This is a genomic window from Kitasatospora sp. NPDC059462 (assembly GCF_042749955.1).
Classification (GTDB): Bacteria; Actinomycetota; Actinomycetes; order Streptomycetales; family Streptomycetaceae; genus Kitasatospora.
In genome coordinates, this window is the sequence record NZ_JBHYUU010000029.1 from 1 (window position 1) to 8,001 (window position 8,001).

An 8,001-nucleotide genomic window follows, 5' to 3' on the forward strand; every position below is an offset into this window, starting at 1 on the left:
CCGCGGCGCCGGTGCCGGTGGCTCCGGGGGACTGGGTGCCGGTCTTGCCGGCGCCCGCCGCACCGGTGCCCCCGGTGCTGCTGGAGGCGTTGGTGGCACCGGTGCCGCCGTTGGCGCCCGCGCCGCCGGAGGCCGCGCCGCCGGACCCGGAGCCGTTGCCGGAGCCGCCGGAGGCCGCACCACCGGAACCGGAGCCGTTGCCGGAACCGCCGGAGGCCGCGCCACCGGAACCGGAGCCGCCGGAGGCCGCGCCGCCGGACCCGCCCGAGGCACCGCCGGAACCGCCCGGCTTGCAGTCCAGCGGGGCGCCCTTCTTGTCGCACTCGCTGGGCTGCGGGGCGTTCTTGAGGACGGTCAGCTCCTCACCGGTGAAGGTGGGGTTGGGGCAGTTGGCGAGCGAGTTGGGGTCGACCGGGCTGGCGTTGCCGGGGATGTGGGTGGACTGCAGGATCCCGCCGCGCACCAGGTTGCGGGGGATCGGCGAGTAGCCCAGCTCGTCGGCCTTGCCCTGGCCGGCGCAGAGCACGTAGGAGATGAAGCGGCTGAGCGCGCTGCCCTTGTCGTCGTTGAAGCGCGGCGGCGGGGGCAGTGCGACGCCCTTGCGCGGCACGATCAGGTAGCTGTAGCTGGAGACCGGGTAGGACCGCGGGTCGCTGTTGGTGTAGACGTCGTTGAGGTTCTGCTGGAGGAAGTTCGGGTCGCTCGGCGGGGTGCTGTCGTCCACGCCGCGGATCTTGGCGGCGGTGAGGGCGACGGCGACGTTGGACGCGGTGGGCAGCGTGAAGTACCCGGCCGGGTTCAGCACCTTGACGACCGGCCAGCTGCTGGCCTTGGCGAAGGCGTACTCGTCGTAGCCGATGGTGCCGAGGCCCGCGGAGCCCATGATGTAGTTCGCGACGACGTCGGAGCCGTTGAGCGCGGTCATCCGGCCGGACTTCGGGAAGAACTCCGTGTAGTCACCGCAGGGCACGTTGTTGACGCTGCGGCAGTAGGCCTCCCAGTCGGACTTGTAGGTGTGCTGCATCCAGCGGGTGAACTGGGCGGTGGCGCCCGAGCCGTCCGAGCGGATGACGGGGGTGATCACGGTCGACGGGAGCGCCTTGCCGTAGTCGTTGGTGATCCGCTGGTCGTTCCAGTTGGTGATCTTGCCGGTGAAGATGTCGACGATGGTCTTCGGCGACAGGCGCAGGTCGCGGACCTGCTTGCCGCCGACCGACAGGTTGTACATGAACGCGGTGCCGCCCGCGGTGATCGGGACGTAGGAGTACCCGTAGACCGGGTTCTCGATGTTGCCCGCGCCGCCGGTGTGGCCGTTCTCGCCGAGGCCGGTGTCGACCTCGGTGCGGAAGGGGACGTCGGAGGCGGTGAAGTCGTTCTGCCCGATGGCCCACTGGGCGCGGCCGGCCGCGGAGCCGGTCGCACTGAAGTTGATCTTGATGCCCATCGGGTTGACGTCGTTGCGCCACTGGTCGATGGCCGGACCGGCCCAGCTCGACCCGTCGGCGTTCAAGGAGGTGGCCGCGAACGCCGGGACGCTCTGCCCCAGCAACAGCGCGCCCGCGGTCAGGCACAGGGTGAGCAGCATGGCAGCGGTACGTGCCACGGGTCGGCGGACGGCCTCCCACGACATGGGGACTCCTCTGGTACGGAGGGTGGTTGTTACGGACATCAGCGCACTCCCGCCACGGCGGTCCCGGCGGTCCCGGCGGTGCGGTGCGCTCCCGCCACCGAGACCCCGCCGGCCGCGGCCGTCCGGTGCCGGGCGCCGCTCTCGGCGGCCCGGGCCGCACGGTCGATCCGCCGGCGCTGGCGGCGGGTCAGCTGGCCGGGACGGCGGCCGCCGATCACCCGGGCGGTGACGAAGAGGATCAGCACCACGGTCATCAGGGTCAGCGCGGCCGCGAAGGCCCGCGCGACCATGTCGGGGTACGGCGTCTTGACGTAGTTCCAGATGAAGAGCGGCAGCGACACCTGGCGGTCGCTGAACGGGTTGGCGTTGAGCTGGGTGGTGAAGCCCGAGGTGAGCAGCACCGGCGAGGTCTCGCCGACGCCGCGCGCCATGCCGAGCACCACCGCGGTCACCAGGCCGGGCCGGGCGGTCGGCAGCACGACGTTCCACACCGTGCGCCACTGGCTGCCGCCGAGCGCGAAGGACGCCTCCCGCAGGGTGCCCGGCACCAGCCGGATCACCACCTCGGCGGCGCGGGTGACGATCGGCATCATCATCACGGTCAGGGCCAGCGAGGCGGCGAACCCGCTCTTCTCGAAGCCCAGGGTGATGATCACCACGCCGAGGATGAACAGGCCGGCCACGATGGACGGCAGCGCGGTCATCGCCTCCACCAGGGTCCGCACCGGGCGGGCCATCCGGCCGCCGACCTCGGACATGAAGACCGCCGCGGCGATGCCCAGCGGAACGGCGAACAGCGTGGCCAGGCCGAGCTGTTCGAGCGAGCCGATGACGGCGTGGAGCGCGCCGCCCGAGGTGATCGGGGAGAGCGCGGAGGTGGTCTCCATCGACTCGGTGAAGAAGTTGAGGTGCTGCGCCGCCTCGTAGCCGCGCATCGCGATGTAGCCGATCTGGTCGGCGATCAGCGCCAGCACCAGCAGGCCGGCGCTCCAGGCGACCACCGACACCAGTCGCTCGCGCACCAGCAGCGCGCCCCACTGGAGCCCGCCGAGCAGGGTGTACCCGGTGAGGAAGAGCAGGTACCAGCAGATCAGGAAGCCGAGGGCGCCGCTGAACGGCATGACCCGCTCGTAGAGGATCCAGTCCAGCGCCAGCGAGCCGGTGAGCGCGCCGAGGACGGTCAGCACGTCCTCGCGGGTCACCCCGCCGATCCGGATCTTGCGCTCGGGCGGTGGTGCGGCCTTCTCCCGGGCCGGTGCGGGCACGGTCTCGGCCGGCAGGTCGAGGGTGGTCATCGGGTCGTCCCTTCACGACGGGGCGGCAGCGGGCGGGGGCGGGGGAAGAGGTCCACGGTCAGTCCGCCGTCGCCGCGCCGGAACGGGACCGGTTGATCACGAACCCGGCCGCCACGTTCACCAGCAGGGTGAGCCCGAACAGCACCAGGCCGGCCGCCATCAGCGCGGAGAGCGAGAGCGGGTCCGACTCGCCGTAGCGCAGGGCGATCAGTGCGGAGATCGAGTTGGCCCCGTTCTCCAGGACGTGGGTGATCTGGTCGAAGCTGGGCGAGATGATCAGCGCGACGGCGATCGTCTCGCCCATCGCGCGCCCGAAGCCGAGCATCACGGAGCCGATCACACCGCCGCGGCCGAAGGGCAGCACCACCGTGCGCACCATCCCCCAGCGGGTCGAGCCGAGCGCGTACGCGCCCTCCCGCTCGCCCTGCGGGGCCTGGGAGAACACCTCCCGGCTGAGCGAGGTGACGATCGGGATGATCATCAGCGAGACGACCACGCCGGCGATGAAGGTCGACGAGGTGTAGGAGGTGCCGATGTCACCGGTGCGCACCTTGAGGAACGGGATCGTGTCACCGAGGTGGTTGGACATCCACCGGGAGAAGCCGATGATCCGCGGCTGGAGGAAGAACAGGCCCCAGAGGCCGTAGACGATGCTGGGGATCGCGGCCATCAGGTCGATCAGCGAGACCAGCGTCGCCCGGAGCCGGACCGGCGCGTACTCGGCGATGAAGACGGCCGTGGTCAGCGCCACCGGCACGGCGATCACCAGGGCGATCACGGCGATCAGCAGGCCGTTCGGCAGCACCGAGGCGATGCCGAAGTCGTGCGCCTGGGTGAGCCACTTCTTCTCGCTGAAGAAGGAGAAGCCCACCACGCGCAGGGCGTCGGCGCCGCGCAGGATGAGGAAGAAGGCGATCAGGCCCATGATCGCGAAGACTGAGAGCCCGGCCGCGCGCAGGAGACCGCGGAACACCCGGTCGCCGGGCGTGGACGGGGCGGTGATGGTGCGGGGTACGTCGGGGTCCGGCTGGCCTGGAGTCTCGGCGAACGGTGTCGCGGGCTCGGCGGCGGCTGTCATGGTCTGCTCTCCGGCGCGCTCGGTACGGGACAGGTGCAGGGGGGACTGGCGGGAAGCGGAAGGCACTCGGCGGGGCCGGAACGGCGGCCCCGCCGAGTGGGGACGCGCGCCGTCAGGCGCGCGGTCCCGGACGCAGGCGCGCCCAGAGACCGGACGCCCCGGCGGCGATCCGCGCACCGGCCGGCGTACCGGCCAGGACGAGCGCCAGCGGGCCGCCCACCAGGAGGACCGCGCCGGTGATCAGCGCGATCGGCAGGAGCAGCCGCGCACCGCCGGAGCGGTCGGCGGCCGGGGACCCGGCGGCGACCGGGGCGGCCGCGATCGGCCCGGAGGAGGCGGCCGGGGTCGCGGTCGCCTTGGCCGGGGCGGCGGGCGGCGCCGTCGTACCGGCCGCAGGAGCCGCGGCGGTACCGCCGGCCGCGACCGCACCGGTGCCGGTGGTGCCGGCGGAGCCGGATCCCGACGAGCCGGACGAGCCCGAACCGGAGGACCGCGTGCCGCCGGTCGACCCGCTGGTGCCGGTGGAACCGCTGCCGGTGGTGCCGGTGGTGCCGGTGGAGCCGGTGCCGGAGTCGTCGGCCGGGGTCACCGAGCCGTCGGTGTCGGTGGACCCGCTGCCGCCGGACGACCCGCCCGACCCGCCGGTGGTGCCGCCACCGCTGTCACCACCGCTGTCGCCACCGGTGCCGCCGGTCCCGCCGCCGTTGCCACCGGTCCCGCCGGTGGTGCCGCCGTCGGTCCCGCCGGTGGTGCCACCGTCGGTGCCGCCGTTACCGCCCTCGGGCTTCGGCTGCTCGGGCCCGGTCTGGTTGCCGGGGTAGGTGCCGTCCTGCGCCGCGACGTGCGTCACGGCGGACTGCGCCTGGGTGCGCTGGGCGTCCGTCAGTGCGAGGAACCCGGCGGTCAGGTGCCCGGGCTCGTTGCCGTAGCGCTGTCCCTCGGCGGGGTCGGTGACCCGCCGCAGGAAGTCCGACGCCGCCTTCGCCTTCTGCGCGGAGAGACCGCCGGTCGGCATCATCGCGTACTGCACGACGGCCAGCGGGTACGCCTGGGCGGCCTTCGAGAAGTCCGTGCCCTCCACGCCGTACGGCAGCCGCTGGGTGCCGGAGGCGGCCTCGGTCGGCATGGTGTCGAGGGCCGTCCGGAGGGTGTCCAGGGTCGGCGTCACGAACTGCCCGGCCGGGTTGCGCAGCGCGGCCTCGGACATGCCGTAGGCCTTGGCCTGGCCGCTGTCCATGATCGCGAACAGTCCGCGGCGGCCCGGGTCGACCGGCGGGCAGCTGGGGTGCTTGCCGTCGACGTCGGCGTCCGGGAGCTGGCAGGTGGGCTTGTTCATCAGGAGGTTGCGCGCCACCTGGGCCAGCCCGTTGTTGAGCGGGTTGATCTCGTAGGACTTCCACTGGTTGGGACCGGAGTAGTCCTGGATCCGGATCGCGTTCACCGGGTAGCCCGGGTAGGTCGGCTGCGGCCGGTAGAAGGTGTTGAGGTGCATGCCCCACTGGTCCGGCTCGCCGCGCAGGAAGGCCGCGGCCTCCGGGTCGGCGGCGATCCAGGAGGTCAGCTGGTAGATCAGGTCGGTGGTGCCACCGAGCACGATCGGGGCCGAGTCGGCCAGCCAGGACTGGTCGGTGCACTTGGGGAAGCGCTGGCCGCCCGCCGGGTCGAGCTGGTTGATGCCGAGGAAGTCCGGGTCCTCGAAGATGCAGACCGGGTTGCCGGCGACGGAGTCGATGGTGACGCCCTTGGCCATCGCGTAGGACTGGGTCAGCATCTTCGCCAGGAGCCGCGGGGTGAGGTTCAGGTTCTTGATCTGCCCGGAGTTGACGACGTCGTCGACCCGGAAGGCCACCGAGATCGCCGAGGTCGCCAGCGGGGCGTAGACGTACGGCCGGGTGGCCGGTTCGCTCTCCGGCAGCGCGGTCAGCGCGACGTCCGGCCCCTTCTTGTCCCGGAAGTTGGCCCGGGCCTGCGGCTCACCGGTGTTCGAGACGTAGTCGACGCCGAGCGGCGCGGATCCCTGGCACAGGCCCGCACGCCACTGCTGCATCGCCCGGTTGGCCATCGCCAGGCCGCCCACCGTCAGGTCGATGGCGGTGGCCTCGCAGTCGCCCGCGGTGGGGGCGAACTCCAGCGGGATGACGGTCCGGTTCTCCCAGGCGCAGGCCTCGCCCGGGTTCCAGGTGTCGTTCTCCGCGCCGTTCATCGCGAAGACCGACTCCGACGCCATCGCGAAGAAGCCGCTGATGGCCGGGTTGTCGAGCGAGTGGTCCTTGCAGTTGATCTTGAGGTTCTCGTCGGTCCAGCCGAGCGAGTCACCGCCGTAGTTGGCCTCCACCACCAGCGAACAGGGGTGGTTGGCGTCGCAGTTGAGGCTCTGGCTCTCCTGCGAGGTCCAGACCTCGATGTCCGCCTCGCCGCGGCCGTCCGGGCCGGTGACCCGGACCGCGCCGTTGAAGGGGAACTCCGGCGTGATGGTGCCCGGCGGGGGCGCCGGCTGGAGGAAGCCCTTGGACGGGTCCTGGTTGAACTTGGTGCTGCCGTAACAGTCCTGCACGGTGGGGTTCTTGCCGCGACACTGGTAGATCCGGACGGGATAGAGCTCCTGGCCGGTGGAACTGTTCAGCTTGACGAACTTCACCGGATTGCCGAACGGGTCGACGGTCGGGGTGAAGCCCTCCCAGGAGACGTGGACCACCTCGTTGGTGAGGTTGGTGGTCGAGGAGACCGTCACCTTGCCCTTGGCGCCGTACGTCCCGGACGCCGGGTCCCAGACGGCCGGTCCCTCGACGGTCGTCGCCGTGGCGGCCGCCGCCTGCGAGGTCGTTCCGGCCCCCATCGGGAGGATCGCCGAGACCCCTACGACGACCCAGGCCGTCCCCAGCGCCAGCAGTCCCTTTTTCCACCTCCCCAGGGCTCTCGAACCCGGTGGACGGACTCTCATGACGTGCACCTCCAGGGACGCGCTGCGCGCGTAGACGGGGAACCGGCCGGACCCCGGCGCGAGTGGCCAGATGCCGCCGATGGTCCGTCACCATTCGGCCAGCCGTACATGGACGCCGTGGATCGCCAGGGTGTACGAGGCCACAACACGCCTGCGAACCACCCTTGTTGATCGCACGTCACCGGCTGTTTCCCGGAGCGCGGAACAGCGGGGCCCGGACACCCGGACCCCGCCGCCGTCATCTGGTGCGTGTCAGCTGCCGGCCTTGAAGGTGAAGGAGAGCGAGCCCACCGACTGGCCCGCGGTGAAGAAGGTGGTGTTCAGCTTGGTGTCGAGGTACTTCGCACCCTCCTCGTCCACCTGGAGGTCGGAGGCCTGCAGCGAGGAGGCGGCGGCGTTGCCGGAGATCGTGGTGTCACCGGCCGGGTCGAGCAGCGCGACCGGGGTGGTGCCGCCCTGCGGGACACCGGTGATCTGCCAGGTGGTGACGCGGAAGGCGAGGTCCTTGAAGACGGCGGACTTGCCGGTGCGCAGGTTGATGAAGAGCAGGCCGCCGCCCAGCTGGACGTCGCCGTAGTACGCCGGGAGGTTGGCGGAACCGCCGGTGACCGGGAACGACGCGGACAGGCCGGTCGCGCTGTCGTAGGAGCCGGTCGCCGTCGGGAGGGCGAAGACCATGACGCCCGCCGAGAGGGAGTTGACGAGGAAGGTGTTGCTCTCGTTCACCACGGCGCTGCCGGTGGCCGGGGTGGCGGCGTCGGCGGTGGCCGAGGCGGCCGCACCGGTGGTGGCGAGCACAACAGCGGTGGCAACGGCGGCGAGACGGGCGCTGGTGCGGGACATACTGCTCTCCTAGGTGTGCAAGATGGAACGATCCGGCCATCGGGCCGTGAGTTCGTACTGTGCGGTGGTGCCTTCACGCGGTGGTGCGGTGGTGCCGCCGGGCCGCGGGCCCTGGGGAGCGGCCCGGCGTGGCCGGCGGGCCCGGGGGGGGGCGCCCGGGCCCCCGGGGGGCGGGGGTGCGCGCAGCATGTGGGGGGGGGGGGGCGGCCGCCCG

At 72.1% G+C, this 8,001-nt stretch carries 5 protein-coding genes; all 5 read right to left on the minus strand.

Features of this window, described 5'->3' with window-relative positions; genetic code table 11:
• The coding region (locus tag ACFXAM_RS10935) for a substrate-binding domain-containing protein (protein WP_380289670.1) at window positions 1-1,630 on the minus strand (1,630 nt) is incomplete at its 3' end.
• A gap of 38 nt (window positions 1,631-1,668) precedes the next feature.
• Window positions 1,669-2,925: a phosphate ABC transporter permease PstA gene (pstA, locus tag ACFXAM_RS10940; protein WP_380289672.1), complete on the minus strand. Its 1,257-nt coding sequence runs from the start codon at window positions 2,923-2,925 to the stop codon at window positions 1,669-1,671.
• A 58-nt stretch (window positions 2,926-2,983) separates the two neighbouring features.
• Window positions 2,984-4,003 (minus strand): phosphate ABC transporter permease subunit PstC, encoded by a 1,020-nt coding sequence (gene pstC, locus ACFXAM_RS10945; protein ID WP_380289674.1) that lies wholly within the window; start codon window positions 4,001-4,003, stop codon window positions 2,984-2,986.
• Window positions 4,004-4,115: 112 nt separating this feature from the next.
• Window positions 4,116-6,839, minus strand: coding sequence for a hypothetical protein (locus ACFXAM_RS10950; protein ID WP_380289676.1), 2,724 nt, complete (start codon window positions 6,837-6,839; stop codon window positions 4,116-4,118).
• A gap of 357 nt (window positions 6,840-7,196) precedes the next feature.
• Window positions 7,197-7,787: a hypothetical protein gene (locus tag ACFXAM_RS10955; protein WP_380289678.1), complete on the minus strand. Its 591-nt coding sequence runs from the start codon at window positions 7,785-7,787 to the stop codon at window positions 7,197-7,199.
• Window positions 7,788-8,001: the final 214 nt, after the last annotated feature.

Coding starts and splice junctions, on each gene's coding strand:
- pstC (WP_380289674.1), bottom strand. CDS start 4,003: ATGACAGCCGCCGCCGAGCCCGCGACACCGTTCGCCGAGACTCCAGGC.
- ACFXAM_RS10950 (WP_380289676.1), bottom strand. CDS start 6,839: ATGGGGGCCGGAACGACCTCGCAGGCGGCGGCCGCCACGGCGACGACC.
- ACFXAM_RS10955 (WP_380289678.1), bottom strand. CDS start 7,787: ATGTCCCGCACCAGCGCCCGTCTCGCCGCCGTTGCCACCGCTGTTGTG.
- pstA (WP_380289672.1), bottom strand. CDS start 2,925: ATGACCACCCTCGACCTGCCGGCCGAGACCGTGCCCGCACCGGCCCGG.